The organism is Mycolicibacterium llatzerense (assembly GCF_025331195.1).
GTDB classification, from domain to species: domain Bacteria; phylum Actinomycetota; class Actinomycetes; order Mycobacteriales; family Mycobacteriaceae; genus Mycobacterium; species Mycobacterium llatzerense.
The window spans coordinates 587796-613207 of the sequence record NZ_LXOV01000001.1 but is presented as its reverse complement, the minus strand read 5'-3'; the positions used below and the strand labels follow the sequence as shown (position 1 = coordinate 613207).

Below are 25412 nucleotides of genomic sequence, written 5' to 3'. Positions count from 1 at the left end.
CCCTGGGAGCAGCCCTATTGTGACCGAACAGACCGAGAACGAGCCACGCGAGGAATGCGGCGTATTCGGGGTCTGGGCCCCTGGCGAGGATGTGGCAAAGCTCACGTACTACGGCCTTTATGCGCTGCAGCACAGAGGGCAGGAAGCGGCAGGCATCGCCGTCGCCGACGGATCTCAAATCCTGGTGTTCAAGGACCTCGGTCTGGTGAGCCAGGTCTTCGACGAGCAGACCCTGGCCGCCATGCACGGCCACGTCGCCGTCGGGCACTGTCGCTACTCGACCACCGGCTCCACCACGTGGGAGAACGCGCAGCCGGTGTTCCGCAACACCGCTGCCGGCACCGGCGTCGCGCTGGGCCACAACGGCAACCTGGTCAACACCGCCGAACTGGCCACCCGGGCCCGCGCAGCCGGGCTGATCAACTCGCGTGGCCACGTCGCCGCCACCACCGACTCCGACATCCTGGGCGCCCTGCTGGCCCACGGCGCCGCCGACTCGACCCTGGAACAGTCCGCGCTGGAACTGCTGCCCACGGTCCGCGGTGCGTTCTGTCTGACCTTCATGGACGAGAACACGCTGTACGCCGCACGCGACCCGCACGGCGTGCGTCCGCTGTCCCTCGGCCGGCTGGACCGCGGCTGGGTCGTCGCCTCCGAGACCGCCGCGCTGGACATCGTCGGCGCCTCGTTCGTCCGGGACATCGAGCCCGGTGAACTGCTGGCCATCGACGCCGACGGCGTGCGCTCCACCCGGTTCGCCAACCCCGAGCCCAAGAGCTGCGTCTTCGAGTACGTCTACCTGGCCCGCCCGGACAGCACCATCGCCGGCCGCTCGGTCCACGCGGCACGCGTCGAGATCGGCCGCCGGCTGTCCCAGGAGAAGCCCGTCGACGCCGACCTGGTCATCGGGGTCCCGGAATCCGGCGTACCCGCGGCTGTCGGCTACGCGCAGGGCTCGGGCATCCCGTTCGGTCAGGGCCTGATGAAGAACGCCTACGTCGGGCGCACCTTCATCCAGCCATCGCAGACCATCCGCCAGCTCGGTATCCGGCTCAAGCTCAACCCGCTGAAGGAAGTCATCCGCGGCAAGCGGCTGATCGTCGTCGACGACTCGATCGTCCGCGGCAACACCCAGCGCGCCCTGGTCCGCATGCTGCGCGAGGCCGGCGCCGTCGAGGTGCACGTGCGCATCGCATCGCCGCCGGTGAAGTGGCCGTGCTTCTACGGCATCGACTTCGCCACCCCGGCCGAGCTGATCGCCAACGCCAAGAGCACCGAGGCGAGCGAACCCGAGATGCTCGAGGCCGTCCGGCACGCGATCGGCGCCGACTCCCTGGGCTACATCTCCAAGCAGGGCATGATCGCCGCCACCGAGCAGCCCGCCACCCGGCTGTGCAGCGCCTGCTTCGACGGCGACTACCCGATCGAACTGCCCGGTGAAGCTGCCCTCGGCAAGAACGTCGTCGAGCACATGCTGGCGTCCGCGGCCCGCACCGGACTGCCGCTGACCGTCGACAACGACAACGCCTCAGCCCTGCGTCGTCCCTGACCGGCGGCCGTCACCCGGGCGCGACGTGCATCGGCAAGGGTGCGACCGGTAGCCTTGGGGCCGATGACTAGCCAGGATGAGCGAGCTGAATCGATTGGCGCCTCCTACGCTTCGGCGGGGGTTGACATCGAGGCAGGCGATCGCGCCGTCGAATTGTTCAAGCCCCACGCCAAGCGCGCCACCCGACCCGAGGTCCGGGGCGGCCTCGGAGGTTTTGCCGGCCTGTTCGGCCTGAAAGCCGGGTACCGCGAGCCACTGTTGGCCTCGTCGACCGACGGTGTGGGCACCAAACTCGCCGTGGCCCAGGCCATGGACAAGCACGACACCGTCGGCATCGACCTCGTCGCGATGGTCGTCGACGACCTCGTGGTGTGCGGTGCCGAGCCGCTGTTCCTGCAGGACTACATCGCCGTGGGCCGCACCGTGCCCGAGCGGGTGGCCGAGATCGTCTCGGGCATCGCCGAGGGCTGTGTGCAGGCCGGCTGTGCGCTGCTGGGCGGCGAGACCGCCGAGCACCCGGGCCTCATGGAGCCGGACCACTACGACATCTCCGCCACCGGCGTCGGTGTCGTCGAGGCCGACGACCTGCTGGGCCCCGAGCGGGTCAAGCCGGGTGACGTGATCATCGCCATGGCCGCGACCGGCCTGCACTCCAACGGCTACTCGCTGGCGCGCAAGGTACTGCTCGACATCGACCGGATGAACCTGACCGCGCACGTCGAGGAGTTCGGCCGCACGCTCGGCGAGGAACTGCTGGAGCCGACGAGGATCTACGCCAAGGACTGCCTGGCGCTGGCCGCCGAGACCAAGGTGAGCACCTTCTGCCACGTCACCGGTGGTGGGCTGGCAGGCAACCTGGAACGCGTCATCCCGCACGGCCTGACCGCAGAGCTGGACCGCGGCACCTGGACGCCGGCACCGGTGTTCCAGATGATCGCTCAGCGCGGCCGCGTGGAGCGTGCCGAAATGGAGAAGACGTTCAACATGGGAGTCGGCATGGTCGCCGTCGTCGCGCCGGAGGACACCGACCGCGCACTGGCGATTCTGACTGCCCGGCACCTGGACTGCTGGACTCTGGGCACCGTGAACAAGGGTGGCAAGAGCAGCGTTCGCGCCGAGTTGGTGGGCCAGCACCCGCGCTTCTGACCAGACGAGTCATGCGCGGGGCTGGGCCTGCGGCCCTGATCTCAGGGCCGCACGTGGGGTCTAGTGACGCCAGTCGTCTTCGGGTACGGCCCAGCGACCGGCGGGCTCGTCGCCCGAGTCGTCGTCCAGGTCGTTATCGATGGCACTGGTGCTGTAACCAACGGTGTCGTTCGACAGCTCCCGTTGCAACCGACCGAAATCAGTCTGCGGTGAGCTGTACTTTAGGTCTCGAGCAACCTTGGTCTGCTTTGCCTTTGCCCGGCCGCGGCCCATGGGGGACCCCCTCGCGCAATAACGGAGCGGCCCGATGTGCAGGCGGCTCCGATCTGAGTGTGTTTATTGTCCTGCCGCTAGCTTACCGTGCCCGGCGGTCTCATGCTGGCAGGCCACCCTCCCCGGGCGTCGGAGGCGAATCAGTGCAGCGCTGCGGCCTGATCGAACAGGATGACCTGGCGGATGGCCTGACCATCGGCCAGTCGATCCATCGCCTCGTTTATCTGATCGAGCCGGATCCGCGCCGAGATGAGTTTCTCGACGGGCAGCTTCCCCTCGCGCCACAGCTGTGCGTACGTGGGGATGTCGCGGGCCGGTATCGACGAACCCAGATAACTGCCGACGACCGTCCTGGCCTCGGCGGTGACCGTCAGCGGAGAGATCGCGGCCAGCGCCGCGGCCGCCGGTAGGCCCACAGTGATCGTGCTGCCGCCCGGGGCCGTCGCACCGAATGCGGTCTCGAACGCCCGCGGGTGTCCGGCGCATTCGATGACGTGCCGGGCTTTGATGCCGAGTTCGGCCACCTGAGCTGCGGTGTAGGTCTCCGTCGCACCCAGTGCGGCGGCCTGGCCGAGCTTGTCCACGGCGGTGTCGACCGCGATGACGCGCGCGACGCCCAATGCCCGAGCAGTGATGACGGCGGCCATACCGACCCCGCCGAGCCCGACCACCATGAGGCTGTCGGTCGGTGCGGGATTGGCGACGTTGAGCACGGCGCCGCCTCCGGTGAGTACCGCGCACCCCAGCATCGCGGCGACGTCGGGCGGGATATCCGGCCCGACGGGCGCGGCGGAGGCCCGGTCCACCACGGCGTGTGTGGCGAAACCGGAGACGCCGAGATGGTGGTGCACCGGGCGTCCGGCCACGCTGAGGCGACGGCCGCCCAGCAGCGAGCCTGCCGTGTTCGCCGCTGATCCGATCGAACACGGCAGCCGGCCGCCCTCGCCGCAGTCGGGGCACTGGCCGCAGCGGGGCAGGAACGACATCACCACCCGCTGCCCGGGGTCGATGTCGCCGACGGCGTCACCGACCCCGACGACCACACCGGCGGCCTCGTGCCCCAACAGCATCGGCGTCGGGCGCGGCCGGTTGCCGTCGACCACGCTGAGGTCGGAGTGACAGACCCCGGCCGCCTCGATCCTGACCAGCAACTCGGTCGGACCCGGATCGGCCAGCTCCACCTCCGTGACGGTGATCGGCCGCGAGCGCGCGTACGGCCGCGCCCGCCCCGACTCCTCCAGGACCGCGCCGACGATCTTCATCGCCGGGCCAATGCGGCGAAGGCGTCGTCGGTGCGATCGAGGGCGTCGTCGATGTCCGCCGCGGTGTGGGCCGCGCTGAGGAACCAGTTGTGGGACGGGTGCAGGTAGACACCGCGGGCGCCGACTTCGTCACACCACAACCGGGTCTGGCTGAAGTCGTCGTCTCCGGCGAACCTCAGCAGGGGCATCTGCACCGGTCCGGTCTGCACGACCTCGAAGCCGTGCGCGGCGGCCTGGGCGGCCAGACCGTCGCGCAGGCGGTGACCGGAGTCGCGCATGCGCCGCATCGCGTCGGTGTCGCGCAACTCCCGGATGGTCGCCAGTGCGGCCGCCATCGACACCGCGGAGAACCAGAACGATCCCGTGGCATAGATCGTGTCCGCCGCGCCCCGCAGAGCTTCGGTGCCTGTCACCGCCGCCAGCGCGTAGCCGTTCGCGATGGCCTTGGACCACGCGGACAGATCGGGGCGTACCCCCAGCGGCTCCCAGCTGCCCGCCAGATCCAGCCGGAAGCCGCACCGGACGTCGTCGAGGATCAGCGCGGCGCCGGTGCGGTCGCACAGCTCGCGCAACCCCCTGGCGAACAGCGGGTCGGCGAGTTCCTGATCGCGGAACACGTCGTGGCGGAACGGGCAGACGATGACGGCCGCCAGATCGTCGCCGGCCCGCTCGGCCGCAGCACGGAGCGAGTCGAGGTCGTTGTACTCGAAGTAGTCGAGATGCGCCCGATCCTCTGGCGTCACTCCCGCCGTGACCGGGGTGCACCACGGCACCGCACCGTGATAGGCCCCATGGGCGAGGAGCACCTTGCGCCGCCCGGTGGCTGCGCGCGCGATGGTGACGCACGCGGTGGTGGCGTCGGTGCCGTTCTTGGCCAGCATCGCCCAGTCGGCGTGGGCCACGGTGTCGACGAGCAGCTCGGCCAGTTCCACCATCACCGGTGCCGCCCCGTTGAGGCAGTCGCCCTTGGCGATCTGCTCCGCAACCGCTTGTTGCACAACGGGATTGCGGTGACCGAGCACCACCGGGCCCCAGCCGCACATGAAGTCCAGGTAGGTGTTGCCGTCGGTGTCGGTGATCCGGCAGCCGTCTCCGGACGCCATGTACTGCGGCAGGGTGGCCGAGAACGACCGCACGTTCATGTGCCCGTACATGCCACCGGGGACGACGAGCTGGGCCCGTTTGGTCAGCCCGGTGTCGTTGTGATCGATCATCGCAGGAGCTCCCTGGCCACTGCCGCGACGCCGGGTGCGTCCAGCCGGTACTTGGCGTACAGCGCCGCCGGCGGACCGACCGGGATGTACTCGTCGGGCACACCGTGTTTGGCGAACCGCACCGCGGGCGCGCCATGCAGGAAGAGCGCTTCGGCGACCGCGCTCCCGAGGCCGTTGGTGACGTTGTGCTCCTCGACGGTGAGGATGGCGCCGGTGTCGCGCGCGGCGGCCAGCACCTCGTCGATGTCGAGCGGCGCGACGGTGTGCATATCGACGACGCGCACGCTGACGCCCTCGTCGGCCAGGATGGCCGCGGCTTCCAGGGCCGGATGGACCTCGCTGCCGGTGGCGACGATGGTGAGATCGAGGCCCTCCCGCAGCCGGATGGCCTTGCCGAAGGTCAGGTCGGGCACCGTCGGATAGACCTCGGGGTCGCGGCCGCGGCCCAGCCGGATGTACATCGCGCCCGGATGGTCGACGGACGCCCGCAGGATCGCGCGCAGATGGTTGGCATCGGTCGCGCAGACGACCGTCAGCTCGGCGAAGGTGCGCAGCACGCCGAGGTCTTCCAGGGCGTGATGGCTGGTGCCGTAGAACCCCATGGACATGCCGGAGTGGTGCCCGACGATCCGCACGGGCATCCGGGGATAGGCGCAGTCGGTGCGGATCTGCTCGGCGCACAGCAGTGCGGAGAACGACGCGAACGTCGCCGCGAACGGGACGTAGCCGCACGAGGCCATGCCGGCCGCGGATGTGATCATGCCCTTCTCCGCGATCCCCATGTTGAAGAACCGGTCCGGGTGGCGCTCCGCGAAATCGGTGGCCCGGTTGGCGCTCGCCAGATCGGCCGTCAGCACGACGACGCGCGGGTCGATGTCGGCCAGGTCGGCCAGTTCCTCGCCGAACACGAACGCGGGGATCGAACTGACGTCGCTGCCGTCGAACGAGCGCTTGTCGCGCAGTTCGGTGGCACCGCCGCCGAAAATCTCTGCCTGGTCCTGGGTTTCGGTCATTTCGCTGCCTCCAGCGGACGCAGGCCGGCCTGCAGTTCCGCGATCACGTCGTCGTAGTCGGCACCGACGAGGTTGCCGACGTGCCAATCGGGGTTGTATTCCATGAGTTGCACGCCACGGCCCTTGACCGTGTCGGCCACGATGAGTTGTGGTGGCCCGTCGGGTTCGTCGGGCAGGGCCTCGAACAGGTCCAGCAGCGCGGCGGGGTCGTGCCCGTCGACGCGGTGGGTCTGCCAGCCGAACGCCGCGAACCGGCCCTCGATCGGCTCGACGCTCATCACGTCGTCGGTGAAGCCGTCGATGCACAGCTGGTTGCGGTCGACGATGGCGACCAGCCGGCCGAGGCGATAGTGCCCGGCGGCGTTGGCCGCCTCCCAGATCTGGCCCTCGTGCAGCTCGCCGTCACCCAGCATGCAGAACGTGCGGTACGGGCGATTGCCGACGCGGCCGGCGAAGGCCATGCCGACGGCGACCGAGAGACCGTGGCCGAGCGAGCCCGAGCTGAAATCGATGCCCGGGATTTTCTTCATGTCCGGGTGGTCGCCGAACGGGCTGCCCAGCCGCGTGTAGTCGTCGAGTGCGGACGGCGGGAAGAAGCCGACGTCGGCCAGCACCGGGTACAGGCCGATGGCGGCGTGGCCCTTGCTCAGCACGAAGCGGTCCCGGTCGGCCCATTTCGGTTCTGCCGGGCGGTATTTCAGCACCGAGTAGTACAGGGCCGCGAACAGCTCGGCCGCCGAGAAGGACGACGTGTAGTGGCCCGCGCCAGCGATCCGGGACAGTCGCACGGTCTCGAGCCGGATGAACATCGCCCGGTCGGTGAGCCGCTGCAGCGCGGCGGCGCGTTCGGGTGTTCCCGTAGGTGGAATCATCTGCTGCTCCCTTGCAGTGTGTCGGGTGGCGTACCGACCGCGATGTACCAAAGGTGCTGTGGCGCAAAGGGTGTGGCGCTGATCGCAGCTCCGGACGTGGTCGGCCTCACGCTATGGTGGGAGATATTTCGCAGGCAGAGGTGTAGAACCGAATTATGTTCGGAAATCCGGACGAACAAGACACTTTTTTCGTCGCAGGTACGTATTGTCCGAGTTGGTCCGAAAGATGTGCCGACCGAACGCGGGCGCGGCCGCTGCGGATTCAGGCTGTTCGACGAGGAGGTTCAGATGCAGCGGTATGAAGACGACCGGGTGGGCGAGGTCAAGACCGATGAGATCGACGAGTTGTTGCTCTGGGAATTGACCACCAACGGTCGGCGGACCAACAACGAGTTGGCACGCAAGGCAGGCATCGCACCGTCGACGTGCCACGCCCGGATCAAGCGGTTGGAACAGCTCGGGGTGATCCGGTCGATCAACGCCTTCGTGGACTACGAGGCGCTCGGATTCCCGGTGCAGGCAATCGTTTTCGTTCGGCTGCCTGCGTCGGCGCGCGATCAGGTGAAGAGCTACGCCAGTCGCGTGATCCGGTTTCCCCAGGTGCTCAACGTGTTTCACATGGGCGGCCCCGACGATTTCCTGATTCACGTGGCCTGCACCTCGACTAGTCAGCTGCGCGACTTCGTCGCCACCAAGCTCAGTTCCGGGCCGGTCGCGGCCACCACCACCAGCATCATGTTCGACCACTACATCGGGGTGCAGCACATGGAATACGTCAGCGGGTACGACGAGATGCGTCGGCCGATCCGGTAAATACCGAAGAAATTTCGGCGGTCACCCCCATGGGCCGGGCTTGCTTCGAAAGACAGCGAAACTTCCGGACCACCTGGCGCACGATGTTCGGAATTCTCTCGAGGCCCCAAATGTGGTCTGCATCATAGGCAGCGTCTTGTGCCAGTGACCCGCCCCGAGAGGACTTCGACGATGACCGCACCGATGGAACTGCTCGTCAAACACCGCATGTCGATCGGCGGTCACGCGCGGGACAGCGCCTCCGGCGAGGTCATCGAAATCCGCGACAAGTTCGACGGCCACCTCATCGGCACCGTGCCCGCCGGCACCGTCGCTGACGCGCAGGACGCGCTGGATGCAGCCGTGGACGGCGCCGAAACCTGGTCGGCGACACCGGCTTTCCGCAGAGCGGAGATTCTCAGGGCGGCGGCGGCGCAGATCCGGGCCGCGCGCGCGGAACTGAGCGCGATGCTGTCGGCGGAGAATGGCAAGACCATCGCGGACGCCAGGATGGAGATCGACACCACCGCCCGCATCTTCGACGGTTTCGCCGAGGAGTCCCTGCGCCTGTTCGGGCAGACCATCCCGCTGGACATTCAGGACGGGCTGCAGTCGGACCTCATGCTCACCGTGCGTGAACCGCTCGGCGTGATGGTGGGCATCGTCCCGTTCAACTTCCCGGCCGAGCTGTACGCCCACAAGGTGGGCGCCGCGCTCGCCGCGGGGAACGCCATGATCGTCAAGCCGCCGGAGGACGATCCGATCGTGACCGTCATGCTCACCGAGATCCTGCACAACGCCGGAGTCCCCGGTGCCGCACTGCAATTGGTCACCGGATACGGCCATGTGGTCGGCGCCCATCTGTCCGGTAGCCCCGACATCGCCGCGGTCACGTTCACCGGCAGCACCGCGGTCGGCGCCGTCATCGCCGCCAACGCCGGCCGCAACGTCGTGCGCGTCTTCCTCGAACTCAGCGGCAACGACGCCTTCATCGTCTGCGACGACGCCGACCTCGACACGGCCGTCGACCATGCCGTCGCCGGGCGCACCTACGCCAACGGGCAGGTGTGCGTGGCCACCAAACGCATCATGGTGGTCCGCACGCGATATCAGGAGTTCCTGGACCGCCTCCGCGAGCGCGTCGCGGCGCTGCGGGTCGGCGACCAGCGCTGCGAAACCACCGATGTCGGTCCGCTGATCAGCGTCGAGGCGGCCAGAACCGTCGAGCGGCAGATCCACACGGCGGTCGAGCAGGGCGCGCGCGTGCTGGTCGGTGGCACCCGGCGCGGCGCCTTCATCGACCCCACCCTGCTGGAGATCGACACCCGAGTCGGCATCGCCACCGACGAAGAGATCTTCGGGCCGGTGTTCTCGGTGCTCGCCGTCGACGATCTCGACCAGGCCATCGAAATCGCCAACGCCTCCCAATTCGGTCTCAACGCAGCGGTTTTCACCAACGACGTCACGCAGGCCATCAGAGCCGGACGGCGCATCAAGGCCGGCATCGTCTCGGTCAACGGCGGCAATACCTACCGGCCTGACGTGGCCGCGTTCGGTGGCTACAAGAAGAGCGGTTTGGGACGTGAGGGTGTCGCCTACACGCTCGACGAATTCACGCAGGTCAAGAGCATCGTGCTGCGGGGCGTGCTCGCCGACTGATCAGAGACCGGTGCACCCCCGGACCCGTCTGCCCTGAATTCACCCGACAGCGTCGTCAGAAAGCCGAAAATCAATGATCAACACTCCACAATCCGAACCCGCGACGACCCTGGCGGCAGAGCCACCCAGGGCACACACCATGCTGCAGCGCGGGCTGGGCGCGGGATCGATCGTGTTCATGGTGGTGGCCGCGGCTGCCCCGCTGGCCGTCGTGACCGCAAGTGTCCCGATCATCATCTCGGTGAGCGGCAGTGCCGCCGCCCCGCAGTTCTTCCTCATCGCGATGGCGATCCTGGCGCTGTTCTCGGTCGGCTTCACGGCGATGAGCAGGTACGTGCCCAACGCCGGCGCGTTCTACTCGTACATTCAGCGCGGTCTGGGACGTCACGTCGGGGTGGGAGCGGCGGCATTGGCGCTGGGGTCCTACGGGGTGATGCTCATCGGGCTGTACACCTACCTCGGTGTCGCCACGTCGAAGTTGTTGACCGCGGTGCACATCGGAATTCCCTGGTGGGCCAGCGCGATCGGCTGGGTGTGTCTGGTCGGCGTCCTCGGCTACCGCGACATCGAGCTCAGCTCGAAGGTGCTCGGCGTACTGCTCATCGCCGAGACGCTGGCCGTCGTCTTCGTCGACGCCGGCGTCATCAGAGTCGGCGGGGCCGGCTGGGCCGGCGGTGAGGGCGGGCTGAGCCTGGCACCGCTGTCGCCGTCCGAATTCGCCACTGGCGCACCGAGTCTCGGGTTGATGTTCGCGTTCTTCTGCTTCATCGGCTTCGAAGCCACGGCAGTGTTCCGCAACGAGGCCAGGGACCCCGACCGCACCATTCCGCGGGCGACGTACACGGCGGTCGTCTTCATCGGCCTGTTCTATGCCCTCGCGGCCTGGGCGGTGGTCGAGGGGCTGGGCGTCGACCGCGCCGTCAAAGTGGCCACCGCCGAGCCCGAGAACGTCGTGCAGAACCTGGCCAGCACCTACGTCTCACCGATCCTGACCGACGTCATCCAGGTGCTGCTGGTGACCAGCTTCTTCGCCTGCGTGCTGTCGTTCCACAACGTCATCACCCGCTACCAGTTCACGTTGGCCACGAAGGGACTACTGCCCGTGGCGCTCGCCGAGATCGACGAGCGGCACCGCACCCCGTCCCGGTCGTCTCTGGTCTTCACGGTGATCTCGCTGGCCGCCATGGTGGCCGTCGCGCTGATCGGCTGGGACCCGATCACCCAGACCTACATGTGGTTCTCGGGCGCCTCGACGCTGGGCCTCATCGCTCTGATGGCGATGACCAGCCTGGCGGTGATCGTCTTCTTCCGGACCCGGCAGCACGGCGCCGGCGTGTGGCACACCGTCATCGCTCCCGGTCTGTCCTTCGTCGCACTCACCGCGATTCTGCTGCTGGTGATCGGCAACTTCTCGCTGCTGGTCGGCAGTACCACCACCGCGGTGGTGCTCGGCGGGCTCATCGCGGCGATCTTCATCGCAGGCATCGTCGTCGCCGAACGGGTCAGGCGGCGCCACCCGGACCGCTATCAGGCGCTGGTACAGGACAGCTAGGACCCAGAGCGAGGCCCTAGCGGGCGCCGCCGCGCAGCCGGTCCACCGCCGCCCGGCCCGCACCAGCGGTCTGGTCCGCGTCCGGCAGCGAATCCGCGTCGATCGCGGCGGGCACCTCGGACTCTCCGCCGGTGGTCAGCTCGGTGTCCGCAGGTACGCCGCGCTTGAGCAGCGCCAGCGCGATCGGGCCGAGATCGACATGGTCCGCGACGGTGCCAAGGCGACCGATCGTCCGCCCGCCGGCGAGCACCGGATCACCCGTCGCGGGACGGTCGTCGCCGCCGTCCAGGTGCAGCAGGACCAGCATGCGGGGCGGCTTGCCCAGATTGTGCACCCGCGCGACGGTCTCCTGGCCGCGGTAGCAGCCCTTGTCGAGATGCACGGCGCCGACGCCCGGCCCGCCGATCCAGCCGACCTCGTGTGGGATGGTCCGCTCGTCGGTGTCGACACCCAGCCGCGGCCGCAGAGCCGCCACGCGAAGAGCTTCGTAGGCCCACAGCCCTGCGGGCCGGACGCCGGCATCCAGCAGCCGTTGCCGCCACGCCGGGGCATCGGCCCGCGGCACCACCAGATCGATCTCCTGCGGCCCGACACGGCGTACGAAACCGCCCTCGGGCAGCGGGGCCGCGGTCCACTCGGCGTCCGGGGTCGGCAGGTCGAGTGCGTTGACGGCAGGCCCGAGCAGCGACAGCACCGCGAGGTCGGCGGGGTTCACCTCGACCTTGGACCAGAACACCATCTTGCGCAGGAAGTCGGCGAGCGGCTGCCCGCGCCACGACTCGGTGTCGAGCGTGGTGACGCCGCCGAGTTCGGTCTGCAACCAGTGGTCCTCGACGCGGCCCTGCAGATCCAGGCTGAGGTTCTGCACGACGGACCCCTCCGGCTGGGCGCTGACGTGCTGGCTGGAGATGGTGTGCAGCCAAGTCTGTCGTTCGGGGCCGGTGAGTTCGATGGTCGCGCGGTGGCCGCGGTCCACAATGATGGCGTCGACCGCTGCACTGCGCTGCTCCCCGAGTGGGTCGCCGTAGTGCCAGACGGCGCCGGCGTCGGGTCCGGATTCGGGGGCAGGAACAGCGCTCATCCTTCGAGCCTAGTGAGTGCGGCCCCGACTAGCCTTTTGCCCATGACCCCGCCGCCGCTCGTCGTCCCGGTCGACGGCTGCCGGGCCTCGGTTTGCGTCGACGATCCGGTGTTCTCCCGCGGTGACGGTGTCTTCGAGACGGCGTTGGTGCGTGGCGGCGTCGTCTTCCTGCTCGACGAGCATCTGGCGCGGTTGACGGCGTCGGCTGCGCTGGCAGGCCTGCCGGGTCCCGATGCTGTCCGATGGCGGGCGGCTGTGTCGGCGGCGGTCGGTCAGTGGCCCGAAGCGGACGCGGTGCTGCGGCTGGTGCTCGGACGCGGTGTCGACGGTGTGGTGGCCTTCGTGCTGATCTCCGAAGTGCCGGATCGCGTCGCGGCGGCCCGCCGGGAGGGTGTGACAGCGGTGACGCTGGTGCGGCCGCACTGGCCGCTGGCCGCCGCGAAATCCTTGTCCTATGCGGCGAATGTGGCCGCGCTGCGGCATGCCGAACGGGCCGGCGCGGGCGACGCGGTGTTCGTCGATGCCACGGGCGCGGTGCTCGAAGGGCCGCGGTCCGCCGTCGTGCTGGCGGTCTCCGGCTCCGGCGGCGAGCCGGTTCTGGTGACGCCGGATGCGTCGTCGATCCTGCCGTCGACCACGCAGCGCGCGCTGTTCGCGGCCGCCGAGGCGCGGGGTGTCGAGTGCGTGTACCGGCGGGTGGAGGTGTCGGATTTGCTTGCCGCACAAGGTGTTTGGCTGCTATCGGCGATCACGCTGGCGGCGCGGGTGCATACCTTGAATGGGCGCGCATTGGCGGCATCGCCGTTCGAGTCGGTGGTCGCCGAGCTGATCGACGGGCAGTTCTGAGCCCGAGAAAAATCGGTTGTCGGGGCTCGGACCTGGGAGTACGGTCGCACGTACACAGGGAAGGAGGTGGTCCGACAAATTGATTGAAACTTTGAGGACATGTGAGGTGGCTGCCCGCTAGTAGCGCCGGGTATTTCGTCCGAGCGCACTCGCGAAATCCCGCAGCCACCCGGCCCCCGAGCCTCCCGGTCTTGTCCAACCAGGAACCTTGGCTCGGGGGTCGCCTCATGTCCGGGGTCAGCTGTGAGCTGGCTGCGCCGCTGGAGGGTCAGCCGACGAAACGTGCCAGGCGCGCGGAGAGGTGCGGGGTCAAGCCGCCGTCGGCGTCCACGCGCTCTTCGACGTAGGCCAGGTCGCCGTTCTCGATGATCCCGTAGAGCCTCTTCGCGCCGCCGACCAGAACGCCCGACTTGCTGCGGGCCAGGGCATCGGTCGCCAGTTCCCAGGAGGACTGGTTCAGCGGGCCACCGTAGAACAGCTCGACGTAGCCGGCCGAATGCGCGAGCAGCAGCTCGATGGCCTGCGACTCGTCCTGTCCATGCGGATCGGTCGGGTCGTTCACGAACCGCCAGTAGCCCGTCTCGCGCAGACCCGGACCGGCGTACTCGCCGTTCTCGTCAAGCCGCCACGAGCGGGCATCCCAGTTGAGGTAGTCGTTGCCGTTGTGCGACACGATGATCTGCTGGCCGAACCGGTAGTCGCCGGCGGCATCGCGGCCTTCGCCCTCGCCGCGCCAGACGCCGACCAGTGGCAGCAGGGCCAGCAGGGCGTCGTTGAAGTGCGCGCCTTCGCGCAGGTTGGCGGTATCGGCGGGCAGCGGCAGGTCGTCGAACCCTGGCACGTTGCGCGCGGCCGTGGCCTTGGCGCGATCGGCTGCCGCGGCGATGGCGCGGTCGCCGGAACTGGCCAGTGCGCCGAGCTCGGAGCTCGGATCGCCCGGGCCGTTTTCAGGGTCCGGGGCGGACGTCACAACTCGTCGGTGATCAGTCGGTACAGCGCGTAGAGCGCAAACCAGGTGATGGCCAGCGAGGCCACGACCAGCAGGATCTCGAAGAAAAGCACCACGGGGAGACAGATTACTCGCGATGCCGGTGTGACGTGCGCCGCACCGGTCCCTCAAATGCGACGAGCGGCCGCATCTGTACGTCCGGACAGGGAATGTCGGGGTACAAACACGGCCGCTCGCGGCAAAAAGAGTTACGCGACCTTGACGTCGACCTCGTGGATACCGGCACCGGTCGGGGCCACCACGGCGTCGCCGTTGCCGACCTTGGACAGTGCACGCAGCGTCCAGGTGCCGGGCGCGGCGAAGAACCGGAAGTCACCGGTGGCCGATGCGACGACCTCGGCGGTGAACTCGTCGGTGCTGTCCAGCAGCCGCACGAACGCGCCACCGACCGGCTGGCCCGAGCCGTCGACGACGCGGCCGGTGATGACGGTTTCCTTCTCCAGATCAACGCTGGCCGGCAGCGTCAGGCCTTGCTTGGGTGCAGAGCACATATCAGTTTCCCAACTCGATCGGGGCACCCACCAGGGAGCCGTATTCGGTCCAACTGCCGTCGTAGTTCTTTACATTCCGGTGGCCGAGCAATTCCTGCAGCACGAACCAGGTGTGCGACGAACGCTCACCGATGCGGCAGTACGCGATGGTCTCCTTCTCGCCGTCGAGGCCGGCGTCGGCGTAGATCTTGGCCAGCTCCTCGTCGGACTTGAAGGTGCCGTCGTCGTTGGCGGCCCGGCTCCACGGCACGTTGATGGCGCTCGGCACGTGGCCGGGGCGCTGGCTCTGCTCCTGCGGGAGGTGAGCCGGAGCCAGAATCTTGCCGGAGAACTCGTCGGGGGAACGCACGTCGACCAGGTTCTTGGTGTTGATCGCGTCGATCACCTCGTCGCGGAACGCGCGGATGCTGTTGTCGATCGGCTTGGCCTCGTACGACGTGGCAGCGCGGACGGTCGCGTCCTTGACCAGTGGCCGGTCATCGAGCTCCCAGCGCTTGCGGCCGCCGTCGAGCAGCTTGACGTCGCCATGGCCGTACAGCTTGAAGTACCAGTAGGCGTAGGCCGCGAACCAGTTGTTGTTGCCGCCGTACAGGACGACGGTGTCGTCGTTGCTGATGCCCTTGTCGGACAACAGCTTCGAGAACTGCTGCTGGTCGACGAAGTCACGCTTGACCGAGTCCTGCAGATCATCGCGCCAGTCCAGCTTGACGGCGCCGGGGATGTGCCCCTCGTCGTCGTAGGCGCTGGTGTTCTCGTCGACCTCGACGAACACCACGCCTGCGGTGTCGAGGTTGTTCTCGGCCCATTCGGTCGAGACCAGGACGTCGGAACGTGCCATGTACGAATTCCTTTCGGTTGCTTTTGAGCTCTAGCGGGTCAGGTGGCGGGGATCGCCGTGCGGCGCAGTCGCGCCACCAGGGGGTAGATCTGGCAGCCCAGGCAGATGCCGAAGGCGGCGTTGAGGAATGCGGCGATCAGCGCGAAGGCGGTGGCACCCAGGCCGAGTGCGGTGATGCCCGTCGCGAAGCCGACGGTACCGGCGATGGCGAACAGCAGCCCGACGAGCTGGGCGAACTTCAGCGGCGCGACCGGTTCCTTCTCGGTCACCGGTGCCAGCCGCGGCGCGATGAAGGTGGCGAAGATGCGGCCGTACGGGTGCTTGCGCGGTCCGCCGACCGCACCGATCGCGAACACCACGGCCTGAGTGCCGAGAATCACGGCTGCGGCGATCGGGCTCGCGGCCGAGACCAGCAGCGCAGCGATCAGCACGCCGGTGGTGACCCAGGCTGCGAAGCGGGGTCCACGCACGTCGACCTGCGGGGTTTCGATGGAATTGTCTGACATGGGAAAGCTCCTGTTGTTGGTAAAAGGAGGCGGCCGCAGAGTCTGATTCGCGGCCCGCCGCGGAAAGCTCCTCGGAGCGCAACACGAAACGACGGCGCGACTCTCAGCAGCTACAACAACAACAGCAACAACCCGCAACGCGGCACAGATCAACTGCGCGACGCTTGGTGAGCAGGAGCTCGCGGGGGGACAACACGGCAGACAGCTTACCCAACGACGGGGTGCTCAAGCCAACAGCGGTAGCAGGGCATCCCGCAGGTCAGCGGATTTCGGGACCCCCGCGGTGCGGTACCGCTGCTGCCCCGAGGCGTCGAAGATGAACGTCGTCGGCAGTGAGAGCACCGACAGTCGTCGGGCCGCAACAGGATTGGCGTCCAGGTCGATCTCGACGTGCGCGACCCCGAGCTCGCCGCACACCTGGTCGACGACGCGGCGGACGGCCGCGCACGGTCCGCACCACGTTGCGCTGAAATGCACGACGGTCGGGCCGGTGGTGGACAGGCCGAGGTCGGAGTTGTCGTTTTCGGCGGACGGTTCGGCCGGCGGGACTTCCTTCATCAGCCCGGCACGCAGGGTGAGCAGCCGGCCCACGATGTACGCGATCCCGAGGGCGGCGACCAGGACCGTCAGCACCAGAACGGTGGAGTTCATGACTGTCTGAACCCATCCAGGGGCACGGTTACTCCCGTGGTGATGCCTTCGATGATGACGTCGGAGCCGCGGGCGCCCTCGCTGGTCGGGGCCAGCCCGAACGGCAGCTTCATCCCCGGCATCGTGGTGGAGAAGGCGCGGAACACCGCAGCCTTCTTGTCGTCGGGCACCTGCCGCTCGGCGGTACCCGGGCCGGTGAGCACCTCGGTGGCCGTGAACACCAGGTTGGTGTGGTCGGCGCCGGTGATCGACAGATCCACCGCGACGCTGACGCGCTTGTCGAGGCCCGCGGCGGTCGGGGTGCCGGTGAACACCAGCCCGTGACTGTCGGAGATGCCGGACTCAGTGGTGCCGCCGGTCGCATCGTCGGTCTCGTTCGGCGGGGCCTCCACCAGTAGATCCTTGATACCCATGAAGCGGCCGACGTGGGTGGAGTCGATGATGATGCGGCTCTCCAGCTTGGACGCCGAGAGCTTGGCGTCGGGTCCGATCAGCCAGGACTTCGGCGACGAGACCATGTCGTACATGGTGGCTTCCAGCGACACCTTGCCGGCGACGGGATGCGAGACGCTGCCCGCCTTGATCTCCACCTCGTCGTACTCGCCGCGCGCGGCCTGCGGTCCGAACGGGAACCCGAGGATCGCGACCCACGGATCGAAGTGCAGGTGCGCCGCGGTCCGGACGCTGCGGGCCATCCGGTATTCGGCGAAGATCGCGAACCCGAAATCGGTGCCGACGACCACGAGGATCAGCACGGCCACCGGGATCAGCAGCCGAGTCATCACCTTGCGCATCCGGACATTCTGGCGTACGCCCAGCCACGCGGTGCCGCGACCGGCCGTTCCAAGCCGCTAAATCGCAGGTGGCAAGCTATCGTTAGGTGATCTTGGCCGGTAACGGCCATGTGTCAGCCATGATTCTCCGGAGTCAAGCTGGATCGAACCGCGACAGCGTCGTCGCCGGGAACGGTCCGGTGCGGCTCCGGACGCACTGGAGGACCCGTTGGATCTTCTGCTATTGACCGTCGACCCGCACCCGGAGTCGGTACTTCCGGCGCTGGCGCTGTTGCCGCACAACGTGCGGCCGGCACCCACCGAGGTGTCGTCGTTGCTGGAAGCTGGCAACGCCGACGTGGCGATCGTCGACGCGCGCACCGATCTCGCGGCCGCCCGCGGACTCTGTCGTCTGCTGGGTAGCACCGGCGCATCCGTACCCGTCGTGGCGGTGGTCAACGAAGGCGGTCTGGTGGCCGTCAACATCGAGTGGGGTATCGACGAAATCCTGCTGCCCGGCACCGGGCCCGCCGAGATCGACGCCCGGCTGCGACTGCTGGTGGGACGCCGCAACGGCGTCGCCGACCAGCAGAGCGCCGGCAAGATCACCCTCGGTGAGCTGGTCATCGACGAGGGCACCTACACGGCTCGGCTGCGTGGCAAGCCCCTTGACCTGACCTACAAGGAATTCGAGCTGCTGAAGTACCTGGCTCAGCACGCCGGCCGAGTGTTCACCCGCGCCCAGCTGCTCCAGGAGGTGTGGGGCTACGACTTCTTCGGCGGCACCCGCACTGTCGACGTGCACGTGCGGCGCCTGCGCGCCAAGCTCGGCCCCGACTACGAGTCGCTGATCGGCACCGTCCGCAACGTCGGCTACAAGGCCGTCCGGCCCGCGCGCGGCCGCACCAATGGTGCCGCCGAGGCGGTCGACGACGTCGAAGACGAGGACGACGCCGACGACGTCGAAACCGGGCCTGATGCTCGCCAGACCCTGCCCGCCCAGTGACGGAACTGACCTGGCACACCGCGCTGAGTGCTGACCATCAGGCAGCGATCCGCGCACTCGTCGCGGCCGCGACTGCCGCTGACGGGGTGGCCCCGGTGGGGGACCAGGTGCTGCGGGAGTTGCCGTTGGACCGCACCCGGCATCTGCTGGCCCATGACTCCGGTGAGTTGGTCGGCTATCTGAACCTGGCGCCGGACATGGCCGAGGCCGTCGTCGCCGTCCCGGCGCGGCGCCGCGGGATCGGCAGCGACCTGATCCGCACGGGCCTGGCTGCCAGTGGCCCGGACACCCGAATCTGGGCGCACGGCAACCTCGATGCCGCGCGCGCCACTGCCTCGGCGCTCGGGCTGACGGCGGTGCGCGAGCTGTGGCAGATGCGCCGCTCGTTGTCGGCGCTGCCGCCGCTGTCCGATGCACCCGGGGTACGGCTGACGACCTATCCGGGTCCCGAGGTCGACACCGAGCTGCTGCGCGTCAACAACGCCGCGTTCCACTGGCACCCCGAGCAGGGCGGTTGGACGCAGGCTGACGTGGACGAGCGCCGGGGTGAGTCGTGGTTCGACCCGGCGGGGTTGTTCCTGGCCTATGACGCCGCGGATCTCGCCGGGGAACGGTTGCTCGGCTTCCACTGGACGAAGATTCACCCGGGCTCCGGGCTCGGCGAGGTGTACGTCGTCGGGGTCGGCCCCGACGCGCAGGGCCGCGGGCTCGGTGCGTTGCTGACGCTGGCCGGGCTGCACTATCTGGCCGACCGCTTGGGAACCGACGGGACAGTACTGCTGTATGTCGAGGCAGACAACACTGCGGCGGTGAAGACGTATCAACGTCTCGGGTTCGAGCTCTACAGCGCCGATGTCGCGTACGCCGGAGCGTCGACCGTTAGCTGAAACAGCGAGTTGGCTGAAAAGTCGCTGACCGTGTTCACCCCGTGTTCATTCCGCATCAGGAATTCGTCCACCACGGCCGCATACGTTGCGCGGGAGTCGGAAGCCGACCCTTGAAGCCGACCATCGGCCGACACCGAAAGAGGACCCGTGAAGTTCACCATCATCGGTAAAGCACTCGTCGTCACCGCAGCGGCCGCGTCGCTTGCCGTTGGCATGACCGCGTGTGGCAACGACAACAAGTCCGGCACCGCGTCGTCGACCGGCGGTTCCGCCGCGGAGTGCGGCGGCAAGAACGCGCTGACCGCCGAGGGCTCGACCGCACAGCAGAACGCGATCGCCGAGTTCAACAAGGCCTGGGGCCAGGTCTGCTCGGGCAAGACCCTGTCCTACAACGGCACCGGCTCGGGCGCCGGCCGCCAGCAGTTCATCGCCAAGCAGGTCGACTTCGCCGGCTCCGACTCGGCGCTGGCCAAGGAGCAGATCGAGAAGGCTGCCGAGCGCTGCGGCGGCAACCCGGCGTGGAACCTGCCGCTGGTCTTCGGACCCGTCGCCATGGCCTACCACCTCGAAGGCGTGAGCAAGCTCGTCGTCAACGCCGACGTGCTGGCCAAGATCTTCCAGGGCGAGATCAAGAAGTGGAACGACCCGGCCATCGCCGCGCTGAACGCCGGCACCACCCTGCCGGACACCGACATCAAGCCGGTCTACCGCTCGGACTCGTCGGGTACCACCGACAACTTCCAGAAGTACCTGGCCGCCGCGGCTCCGGAGAGCTGGAAGAAGGGCGCCGGCAGCGAGTTCCAGGGCGGCGCCGGTGAAGGCGCGCAGAAGTCGGCCGGCGTCGTGCAGGCCGTGCAGGCCACCCCGGGTGCCATCGGCTACGTCGAGAAGAGCCCGGCCGCGGCCGCGGGCCTGCCGTTCGCGCAGATCGACACCGGTTCCGGCGCAGTCGAACTGACCGATGACAACGCCAAGAAGGCCATTGCCTCCGCCAAGTTCGCCAAGGACGGCAACGACCTGGCGCTCGACCTGAAGTCGCTGTACTCGACCAAGGAAGCCGGCGCCTACCCGCTGGTGCTGGCCACCTACGAGGTCGTCTGCTCCAAGGGCTACGACGCCGACACCGCCGCTGCGGTCAAGTCGTTCCTGAAGGTCGCGGCCAACCAGGGCCAGGCCAACCTGTCGAAGGCGGGCTACATCCCGCTGCCCGACGCCTTCAAGGCGCGTCTGCTGCAGTCGGTCGACGCAATCGCTTAAGCAGTACTGCTGGCGCTCCGGTTCCATCCCGGTGAGGATGGAACCGGAGCCCACGACCGTTAGGTTCCTGACAGGATGACAGTGACAACACCGAATCCAGCCGACGCGGGGTCGGGTGAGGCGCTCGCCGCACCCTTCCCGGAGCCGACGCCGGTGTCTCTCGACCCATCGAAGGGCTCGAAAGTTCGCCTGGGCGACCGGGTTTTCCGCCTGCTCGCGGAGGGCTCCGGCGTACTGATCGTCGCGCTCATCGCGGCCATCGGCGTCTTCCTGCTGTGGCGCGCCATCCCGGCGCTGGCCCGCAACAAGGAGAACTTCTTCACCTTCGGCGGCAACTGGGTCACCACCGACACCTCGGCGATGCACTTCGGCATCCTCGATCTGCTGCAGGTCACCGTCTTCGTGTCGGTGTTCGCGCTGCTGATCGCAATGCCCGTCGCCTTGGGTATCGCGATCTTCGTGACGCAGTACGCCCCTCGCAAGATGTCCGGTCCGCTGTCGTACATGGTGGATCTGCTGGCCGCGGTGCCGTCGATCGTCTACGGCGTCTGGGGCCTGTACGTGCTGGCCCCGGTGATCAAGCCGTTTGCGTTGTGGCTCAACAAGGATCTGGGCTGGCTGTTCCTGTTCAAGACCGGTAACGCCTCGGTCGCCGGTGGCGGCACCATCTTCACCGCGGGCATCGTGCTCGCGGTGATGATTCTGCCGATCATCACCGCCGTGACCCGCGAGGTCTTCATTCAGACACCGCGCGGCCAGATCGAAGCCGCGCTGGCGCTGGGCGCCACCCGCTGGGAAGTCGTCCGCACCACGGTGCTGCCGTTCGGTCTGTCGGGCTACATCAGCGGTGCCATGCTCGGCCTGGGCCGCGCGCTCGGTGAGACCATCGCGCTGCTGATCATCCTGCGCGGCACCCAGACCCAGTTCAGCTGGACGCTGTTCGACGGCGGCTACACGTTCGCCAGCAAGATCGCCGCCACCGCAAGCGAATTCAACGACCAGTTCAAGGCCGGCGCGTACATCGCCGCCGGCCTGGTGCTGTTCATTCTCACCTTCGTGGTGAACTCCGCGGCGCGCGCCGCGGTGGCCGGTAGGGGAGCGAAATGAACGCCAAGATGGCCGCGATGCTGGATCGGCCGGTCAAGCACCACTCCTTCGAAGGGGTGGGCCTGCGCCGCAAGGTGGTCGACAATCTGGCCACGGTGCTGGTCAGCATGTCGGTGCTGTTGGCGCTGATCCCGCTGGTGTGGGTGCTGTATTCCGTTGTCACCAAGGGTTATAAGGCCCTCACGTCGGCGGACTGGTTCACCAATTCGCAGTCCGGCATGACCGCGTTCGTGGAGGGCGGCGGTGCCTACCATGCGATCGTCGGCACCGTGCTGCAGGCTCTCGTGTGCGCCGTCATCTCCATCCCGATCGGCGTGCTGGTCGCGGTGTATCTGGTCGAGTACGGCGGCGGCACCAAGCTGGGCAAGCTCACCACTTTCATGGTCGACATCCTCACCGGTGTCCCGTCGATCGTCGCCGCACTGTTCATCTACGCGCTGTGGGTGGCCACTCTCGGCTTCCAGCGCACCGGTTTCGCGGTGTCGCTGGCGCTGGTGCTGCTGATGATCCCGGTCATCGTGCGGTCCACCGAGGAGATGCTGCGCATCGTCCCGATGGATCTGCGCGAGGCCAGTTACGCACTGGGCATTCCCAAGTGGAAAACCATTGTGCGCATTGTCATTCCGACAGCGCTGTCGGGCATCCTCACGGGCGTCATGCTGTCCCTGGCTCGCGTCATGGGCGAGACGGCGCCGTTGCTGGTTCTGGTGGGCTACGCCCAAGCCATGAACTTCGACATGTTCGGCGGCTTCATGGGCTCGCTGCCCGGCATGATGTACGACCAGATCGGCGCCGGCGCGGGCGCCAACGAGGTCCCCACCGACCGGATGTGGGGAGCGGCACTGACCCTGGTGCTGCTGATCGCTCTGCTGAATGTGGCAGCGCGGTTGTGCGCCAAGTTCTTTGCCCCGAAAAAAGTTTGAGCAGGAGTGCGGGTTAATGGCCAAACGGCTTGATCTCAAGGATCTCAATATCTACTACGGCTCGTTCCACGCCGTGGCGTCTGTCTCGCTGTCGGTGGAGCCGCGCAGCGTCACCGCGTTCATCGGGCCGTCGGGCTGTGGCAAGTCCACGGTGCTGCGCACCCTGAACCGTATGCACGAGGTGATTCCGGGCGCACGCGCCACTGGATCGGTGCTGCTCGACGGTGACGACATCTACGCCGCGGGCGTGGACCCCGTCGGCGTCCGCAAGACCATCGGCATGGTGTTCCAGCGCCCGAACCCGTTCCCCACCATGTCCATTCGTGACAATGTGGTGGCCGGGCTGAAGCTGCAGGGTGTGCGCAACAAGAAGACGCTCGACGAGGTCGCCGAGCGGTCGCTCAAGGGTGCCAACCTGTGGAACGAGGTCAAGGACCGGCTCGAGAAGCCGGGTGGTGGCCTGTCCGGCGGTCAGCAGCAGCGGCTCTGCATCGCCCGCGCGATCGCCGTGCAGCCCGATGTGCTGCTGATGGACGAGCCCTGCTCGGCGCTGGATCCGATCTCGACGCTCGCCATCGAGGACCTGATCTCAGAACTGAAGCAGGACTTCACCATTGTGATCGTCACGCACAACATGCAGCAGGCTGCGCGCGTGAGTGATCAGACGGCGTTCTTCAACCTCGAAGCCACCGGCAAGCCCGGCATGCTGGTCGAGATCGACGACACCGAGAAGATCTTCTCGAACCCGTCCAAGAAAGCCACCGAGGACTACATCTCCGGCCGCTTCGGGTAATCCCCGAGCAGACGCGAAAACCCCCAAATCTTGCGGGATTTGGGGGTTTTCGCTGGGGGTACCTCCCTCTGCGGGACCGCTCGCGCGCATATCGGTAGGTGGTACGCCGACGGTGCGAACTTTTGTCAGCGTCGGTACACGATCAACTGCAGTGGCGCCATAGCTCAACGAAAGACTGGCCACAGAAGTACATGGTTTCAATCACCATGGAGGCGCGGCCGCGTTGATTGAACACAGGTACTTTTTCGGCCTGTCAGGGGTCCCTGAGTTCAATCACCAACGGCACATTGCTACCAAGATTGAACTCACGGACCTTTTCCCGGGGTCCGGCACAGAGACATGACCCTCAGGGCGTGATGACGACGCGGGTGCCGGAGGGTTCCTTTGCCGCCCAGACGTTTTCGATTTCGGCCAGTGGGCGGGCGACGGTGGTCAATTGAAGTTCGCCGGCCGCCAGCATGGCGAACAGCCTGGGCAAGCCCTCGGTGCGGGCGCGCAGCAGGGCCTCGGGCGGGACGCTGCCGATGCCCACGCCCTGGAGGGTAATTCCGGTGCTGCGCAACGTCGCAGCGTCGACGCTGATGCTCGCGCCGGTCATCGAGCCGACCTGGATGAAGCGGGTGGCGTGGAAATGCGTCGACGAATGCGCGGCCGCCAGGGCTGCCAGGGTCTGCTGTGCGGGCGTGCCCCACAGGTAGTCGATGACGGCGTCGAACGGCCGCGCCGAGTGCTGGGCCACAACGGTTTCGGTGAGATCGTCGGTGCCGAGCGCGATGACGTCGTCGGCTCCGACGGTGCGCAGCCAGTCCAGTCGCTCGGGATTGCGGCCGGCCACCACGACGCGCCCCGCCCCGAACACGAACTTGGCCAACTGCACGGCCAGCGACCCGGTGACGCCCGTGGCGCCGAGGATCAGCACGTGGTCGCCGGGTTTGGTCTGCGCGGCGTAATCCAGGCTCATCCATGCCGACACACCGGGATTGGGCACCGCGGCGGCCGTCACCGAGTCGACGTGCTCGGGCACCGGGACGCCGTCGGCCGGGACGACGAGGGTGCGTTCGGCCATCAGCCCGTACGGTGTCAGCGACCCGGTGTACACCCGGGTGCCGTCGTCGAGGCGGGCGATGCCGTCCACTCCGGCGATGGCGGGCAGCTGAATTTCCTTGCTGCTGTAGTGCTTTCCCATGATCACCATGCGGCTGAGGTTGGTCAGCGCTGACGCCTCCACCGCGGCGACGACGGCGCCGTCGCGCGGCTGGGGTTCGGGGAAATCCAGGTACCGGGGCTGCTGGCCCCACTCGTGCACGACCGCTGCCTTCATGTGCGCTCCTCGGCTCAGAAATAGTTTCTACGGAAACTATATGGCGAGCGCCGTCCGGATGGCAAGATGGTTTCCGTGAAAACCAAGTCAGCGCTGATCGCCGAGATCGGTGCGCTGGTCGGTGCGGTCGGGGACAAGTTCGACAACGACGAGGCCGATGCCGAGCGTGATTACCTTGCCGAACACTGCCCACCGCGGCTGGAACGCACCGCGCGTGAACTACCCACACTCAGCATGCATCTGCTGGCGGTACTCGCGGACGGGTCGGTCAGCGTGGTGGGCCTGGCAGCCCGCACCGACCAACTCAAGGGCACGGTATCCAAGCATGTGCAGCGCCTGGTCGACGCCGGTCTGGTCACCCGCTCGCCGGTGCCTGGTAACCGCAAGGAGCTGCAGCTGACCCCCACCGCAGACGGGGAGCTGGTCATCGAGGTGCACCAGCGCATGCACGACGAAATGGATGCCGGCCGGCACGACTTCCTGTCGCGCTACACCGCTGCGGAACTGTCGGTGCTGGCGAAGATGCTGCAGGACCTGCTGGCCGCGGGCCGGGACGGCGTGCGGCTGGTACCGGCTGAGCGGACGTGAAAC

General features: G+C 67.7%; 27 protein-coding genes. 13 read left to right on the top strand and 14 right to left on the bottom strand.

From position 1 onward, the window contains the following. Window positions 1–16: 16 nt before the first annotated feature. Together purF and purM are read left to right on the top strand one after the other, a co-directional pair. Window positions 17–1549 (top strand): amidophosphoribosyltransferase, encoded by a 1533-nt coding sequence (gene purF, locus A7G45_RS03355; protein ID WP_260937932.1) that lies wholly within the window; start codon window positions 17–19, stop codon window positions 1547–1549. A 63-nt stretch (window positions 1550–1612) separates the two neighbouring features. Then, window positions 1613–2695, top strand: a complete 1083-nt coding sequence (gene purM, locus A7G45_RS03350; protein ID WP_260933680.1) for a phosphoribosylformylglycinamidine cyclo-ligase — start codon at window positions 1613–1615, stop codon at window positions 2693–2695. A 60-nt stretch (window positions 2696–2755) separates the two neighbouring features. Here purM and A7G45_RS03345 read toward each other — a convergent pair whose 3' ends face one another. The 5 genes from A7G45_RS03345 to A7G45_RS03325 form a co-directional block, all read right to left on the bottom strand. After that, window positions 2756–2968, bottom strand: a complete 213-nt coding sequence (locus A7G45_RS03345) for a DUF3073 domain-containing protein (protein WP_133762387.1) — start codon at window positions 2966–2968, stop codon at window positions 2756–2758. A 140-nt stretch (window positions 2969–3108) separates the two neighbouring features. Then, window positions 3109–4230, bottom strand: coding sequence for an alcohol dehydrogenase catalytic domain-containing protein (locus tag A7G45_RS03340; RefSeq protein WP_260933676.1), 1122 nt, complete (start codon window positions 4228–4230; stop codon window positions 3109–3111). Further along, a complete protein-coding gene (locus A7G45_RS03335; RefSeq protein ID WP_260933673.1) occupies window positions 4227–5444 on the bottom strand; it encodes an aminotransferase class III-fold pyridoxal phosphate-dependent enzyme in 1218 nt (405 codons plus the stop codon). Before A7G45_RS03335 ends, A7G45_RS03340 begins: the two co-directional genes overlap by 4 nt. After that, on the bottom strand, window positions 5441–6457 hold the full coding sequence (locus A7G45_RS03330) for a transketolase family protein (protein ID WP_260933670.1): 1017 nt from the start codon (window positions 6455–6457) through the stop codon (window positions 5441–5443). Before A7G45_RS03330 ends, A7G45_RS03335 begins: the two co-directional genes overlap by 4 nt. After that, window positions 6454–7329, bottom strand: coding sequence for a transketolase (locus A7G45_RS03325; RefSeq protein ID WP_260933667.1), 876 nt, complete (start codon window positions 7327–7329; stop codon window positions 6454–6456). Before A7G45_RS03325 ends, A7G45_RS03330 begins: the two co-directional genes overlap by 4 nt. A 288-nt stretch (window positions 7330–7617) precedes the next feature. On the opposite strand from A7G45_RS03325, the gene A7G45_RS03320 reads away from it, so the two are divergent. The 3 genes from A7G45_RS03320 (at window position 7618) to A7G45_RS03310 (ending at window position 11332) form a co-directional block, all read left to right on the top strand. Next, window positions 7618–8142, top strand: coding sequence for an Lrp/AsnC family transcriptional regulator (locus A7G45_RS03320; RefSeq protein WP_036419968.1), 525 nt, complete (start codon window positions 7618–7620; stop codon window positions 8140–8142). 171 nt (window positions 8143–8313) lie between these two features. Further along, window positions 8314–9780 (top strand): aldehyde dehydrogenase family protein, encoded by a 1467-nt coding sequence (locus A7G45_RS03315; protein ID WP_260933658.1) that lies wholly within the window; start codon window positions 8314–8316, stop codon window positions 9778–9780. A gap of 73 nt (window positions 9781–9853) precedes the next feature. Beyond that, window positions 9854–11332: an APC family permease gene (locus tag A7G45_RS03310; protein WP_260933655.1), complete on the top strand. Its 1479-nt coding sequence runs from the start codon at window positions 9854–9856 to the stop codon at window positions 11330–11332. Window positions 11333–11348: 16 nt separating this feature from the next. Here A7G45_RS03310 and ygfZ read toward each other — a convergent pair whose 3' ends face one another. After that, window positions 11349–12413: a CAF17-like 4Fe-4S cluster assembly/insertion protein YgfZ gene (gene ygfZ / locus A7G45_RS03305; RefSeq protein WP_260933652.1), complete on the bottom strand. Its 1065-nt coding sequence runs from the start codon at window positions 12411–12413 to the stop codon at window positions 11349–11351. A gap of 42 nt (window positions 12414–12455) precedes the next feature. Between ygfZ and A7G45_RS03300 the strand changes: the two genes are divergently transcribed. Next, on the top strand, window positions 12456–13259 hold the full coding sequence (locus tag A7G45_RS03300; protein ID WP_260933650.1) for an aminodeoxychorismate lyase: 804 nt from the start codon (window positions 12456–12458) through the stop codon (window positions 13257–13259). 268 nt (window positions 13260–13527) lie between these two features. Here the strand turns inward: A7G45_RS03300 and A7G45_RS03295 are convergent, their stop codons facing one another. The 7 genes from A7G45_RS03295 to lmeA form a co-directional block, all read right to left on the bottom strand. Next, window positions 13528–14169 (bottom strand): heme-binding beta-barrel domain-containing protein, encoded by a 642-nt coding sequence (locus tag A7G45_RS03295; RefSeq protein ID WP_260937930.1) that lies wholly within the window; start codon window positions 14167–14169, stop codon window positions 13528–13530. Window positions 14170–14456: 287 nt separating this feature from the next. Continuing rightward, window positions 14457–14759: a DUF1416 domain-containing protein gene (locus tag A7G45_RS03290; protein ID WP_020098804.1), complete on the bottom strand. Its 303-nt coding sequence runs from the start codon at window positions 14757–14759 to the stop codon at window positions 14457–14459. A gap of 1 nt (window position 14760) precedes the next feature. After that, complete coding sequence (locus A7G45_RS03285; RefSeq protein WP_043390397.1) at window positions 14761–15597, bottom strand: sulfurtransferase; 837 nt, start codon at window positions 15595–15597, stop codon at window positions 14761–14763. Window positions 15598–15635: 38 nt separating this feature from the next. After that, entirely contained in the window at window positions 15636–16103 is a 468-nt protein-coding gene (locus A7G45_RS03280; RefSeq protein ID WP_260933629.1) for a DUF4395 domain-containing protein, read from the bottom strand. Between the two features lie 103 nt (window positions 16104–16206). Beyond that, window positions 16207–16299 (bottom strand): Ms5788A family Cys-rich leader peptide, encoded by a 93-nt coding sequence (locus A7G45_RS32660; protein WP_366663813.1) that lies wholly within the window; start codon window positions 16297–16299, stop codon window positions 16207–16209. A gap of 29 nt (window positions 16300–16328) precedes the next feature. After that, the gene (locus tag A7G45_RS03275) at window positions 16329–16754 is read right to left on the bottom strand and encodes a thioredoxin family protein (RefSeq protein WP_260933626.1); all 426 of its coding nucleotides are present in this window, start codon (window positions 16752–16754) and stop codon (window positions 16329–16331) included. Further along, the gene (lmeA, locus tag A7G45_RS03270; RefSeq protein ID WP_260933622.1) at window positions 16751–17548 is read right to left on the bottom strand and encodes a mannan chain length control protein LmeA; all 798 of its coding nucleotides are present in this window, start codon (window positions 17546–17548) and stop codon (window positions 16751–16753) included. Before lmeA ends, A7G45_RS03275 begins: the two co-directional genes overlap by 4 nt. A gap of 208 nt (window positions 17549–17756) precedes the next feature. On the opposite strand from lmeA, the gene A7G45_RS03265 reads away from it, so the two are divergent. From A7G45_RS03265 to pstB, 6 genes are all read left to right on the top strand, one after another. Then, window positions 17757–18533, top strand: coding sequence for a winged helix-turn-helix transcriptional regulator (locus tag A7G45_RS03265; protein WP_043390405.1), 777 nt, complete (start codon window positions 17757–17759; stop codon window positions 18531–18533). Beyond that, complete coding sequence (mshD, locus tag A7G45_RS03260; protein WP_260933615.1) at window positions 18530–19420, top strand: mycothiol synthase; 891 nt, start codon at window positions 18530–18532, stop codon at window positions 19418–19420. Before A7G45_RS03265 ends, mshD begins: the two co-directional genes overlap by 4 nt. 147 nt (window positions 19421–19567) lie before the next feature. Next, a complete protein-coding gene (gene pstS / locus A7G45_RS03255) occupies window positions 19568–20677 on the top strand; it encodes a phosphate ABC transporter substrate-binding protein PstS (RefSeq protein ID WP_260933612.1) in 1110 nt (369 codons plus the stop codon). Between the two features lie 75 nt (window positions 20678–20752). Continuing rightward, the gene (gene pstC, locus A7G45_RS03250; protein WP_260933610.1) at window positions 20753–21784 is read left to right on the top strand and encodes a phosphate ABC transporter permease subunit PstC; all 1032 of its coding nucleotides are present in this window, start codon (window positions 20753–20755) and stop codon (window positions 21782–21784) included. Between the two features lie 8 nt (window positions 21785–21792). Then, entirely contained in the window at window positions 21793–22707 is a 915-nt protein-coding gene (pstA, locus tag A7G45_RS03245; protein ID WP_260937927.1) for a phosphate ABC transporter permease PstA, read from the top strand. A gap of 16 nt (window positions 22708–22723) precedes the next feature. Continuing rightward, complete coding sequence (pstB, locus tag A7G45_RS03240) at window positions 22724–23500, top strand: phosphate ABC transporter ATP-binding protein PstB (RefSeq protein ID WP_043987936.1); 777 nt, start codon at window positions 22724–22726, stop codon at window positions 23498–23500. A gap of 346 nt (window positions 23501–23846) precedes the next feature. Here pstB and A7G45_RS03235 read toward each other — a convergent pair whose 3' ends face one another. Beyond that, window positions 23847–24821, bottom strand: a complete 975-nt coding sequence (locus A7G45_RS03235; protein WP_260933606.1) for a quinone oxidoreductase family protein — start codon at window positions 24819–24821, stop codon at window positions 23847–23849. Between the two features lie 75 nt (window positions 24822–24896). Between A7G45_RS03235 and A7G45_RS03230 the strand changes: the two genes are divergently transcribed. Continuing rightward, window positions 24897–25409, top strand: a complete 513-nt coding sequence (locus A7G45_RS03230; RefSeq protein WP_260933602.1) for a MarR family winged helix-turn-helix transcriptional regulator — start codon at window positions 24897–24899, stop codon at window positions 25407–25409. The last annotated feature ends 3 nt before the right edge of the window (window positions 25410–25412 follow it).